We start from the raw sequence: 1872 nt of genomic DNA, 5'->3' as shown, positions 1-1872 counted from the left end.
GAGGGTGGTGGCCCGGTTGCCGGAAGACGCCGTGACATCGAGGAACGTCAGCTCATCGGCGCCCGCGCGGTCGTAGCGGTGGGCGAGCTCCACCGGATCACCGGCGTCGCGGAGGTCCTCGAAGTTCACCCCCTTGACCACCCGGCCCGCGTCGACGTCCAGGCATGGGATCACCCTCACTGCAACACTCATGGAACCGCTCCTAGATCCTGCAGGCGTGGATGGTGCTGACGAGGATGGCTCGCGCACCCAGTTCGTACAGCTCGTCCATGACGCGGTTGGTCTCGCTGCGCCGGACCATCGAGCGCACCGCCACCCACTCGGAATCCCTCAGGGGCGAGACAGTGGGAGACTCCAGGCCGGGGGTCAGCGCAGCTGCATCGTCCACCAGGTTCTTGCGGATGTCGTAGTCCATCAGCACGTACTGTCGCGCGACGAGCACGCCCTGGAGCCGGCGGGTCAGAACGTCGAGGCCCGCGGGCGCCTCCGCGCCGGCCCGGCCGATCAGGACCGCTTCGCTGCGGAGGATGGGATCGCCGAAGATCTCCATGCCCGCGGCCTTCAGCGTGCTGCCGGTCTCGACGACGTCGGCGATGGCGTCGGCCACCCCGAGCCGCACCGAGGATTCGACGGCGCCGTCGAGCCGGACCACGGCGGCGCGGATGCCGCGCTCGCCGAGGTAGTCGTTGAGGAGGCCCTCGTAGCTGGTGGCGAGGCGCTTGCCCTCAAGCTCGGCAGCCGTGGAGAAATGGCCCACCGGTCCCGCGAACCGGAAGGTCGAAACCCCGAAACCGAGCTGGAGGAGCTCCTCGGCCTGCACCTGGGCGTCGAGGAACAGATCGCGGCCGGTGATGCCGACGTCGAGCGTTCCCGAGCCGACGTACACCGCGATGTCACGGGGGCGGAGGAAGAAGAATTCGATGCCGTTCTCGGGGTCGACCATCACCAGCTCACGGGTGTCGCGGCGTTGCCGGTACCCCGCCTCGCTCAGCATGGCGGAGGCTGCCTCGGAGAGGGCGCCCTTGTTGGGAACTGCTACACGGAGCATGAGGGAAACTTTCGCTGGTATCGGACGTCGCTGGGGTTGAATCGGGGCAAGGGCCGCATGGCGGAGGGTTCCGCCCGGGATGCGGCTAGAGATGCTTGTAGACGTCCTGGAGCGAAAGGCCCTTGGCGAGCATCAGTACCTGCAGGTGGTACAGGAGCTGGGAGATCTCCTCCGCCGTCTCGTCGTTCGATTCGTATTCGGCGGCCATCCACACCTCGGCGGCTTCCTCGACCACCTTCTTGCCGATCCCGTGTACACCGGAATCGAGTTCGGCCACGGTGCGGGATCCTGAAGGGCGCGCGACTGCCTTACCGCTCAGTTCCTCGAAGAGGGAATCAAAGGTTTTCACAGTGCCAAGGTTACTGGTTCCCGGCTGTCCTTCCCGAACCGCGGCACCCGGCGGGATGCTGTTCCCGGTTTCGGCACGCGTGTTCAGGACGGCCACCTCCGGAGAACCGCGGCCGTAGCCAGCGCTGCGCTGACGGCCTCGTGCCCCTTGTCCTCGCTCGAGCCGGGCAGTCCGGCGCGGTCGAGGGCCTGCTGCTCGTTGTCGCAGGTGAGGACGCCGAAGCCCACCGGCACTCCCGTGCGCACGCTGACGTCGGTGAGGCCCATCGTCGCCGCCTGGCAGACGTAGTCGAAATGGGGCGTCCCGCCGCGGATCACGACGCCGAGCGCGACGACGGCGTCGAAGTGCGGTGCGAGACGTGCCGCGGCGACCGGCAGCTCGAAGCTACCGGGAACCCTCACCTCGGTGGTCTCGACGCCGGCCTCGGCCGCGGCCCGGCGCGCGCCGTCGAGCAGTCCGTCCATGATCCCGGTGT

4 protein-coding genes are annotated in these 1872 nt (G+C 68.2%); all 4 read right to left on the bottom strand.

What is annotated here, in order from left to right; genetic code table 11:
- The coding region (locus tag Y705_RS21240; RefSeq protein ID WP_253908534.1) for a HisA/HisF-related TIM barrel protein at positions 1-192 on the bottom strand (192 nt) is incomplete at its 3' end.
- A 10-nt stretch (positions 193-202) separates the two neighbouring features.
- Positions 203-1048 carry an ATP phosphoribosyltransferase gene (gene hisG, locus Y705_RS0107650; protein ID WP_026532430.1) on the bottom strand — a complete coding sequence of 282 codons (846 nt, stop codon included), beginning with the start codon at positions 1046-1048 and terminating at the stop codon, positions 203-205.
- Between the two features lie 85 nt (positions 1049-1133).
- Entirely contained in the window at positions 1134-1397 is a 264-nt protein-coding gene (locus tag Y705_RS0107645) for a phosphoribosyl-ATP diphosphatase (protein WP_026532429.1), read from the bottom strand.
- Between the two features lie 83 nt (positions 1398-1480).
- A partial coding sequence (gene ribH / locus Y705_RS18285) for a 6,7-dimethyl-8-ribityllumazine synthase (protein ID WP_049822437.1) occupies positions 1481-1872 on the bottom strand: 392 nt, incomplete at its 5' end.

The organism is Arthrobacter sp. H41 (genome assembly GCF_000520535.1).
GTDB lineage: Bacteria > Actinomycetota > Actinomycetes > Actinomycetales > Micrococcaceae > Arthrobacter_D.
The sequence above is the reverse complement of the archived record's forward strand: the minus strand, read 5'-3'. Positions and strand labels throughout refer to the sequence as shown.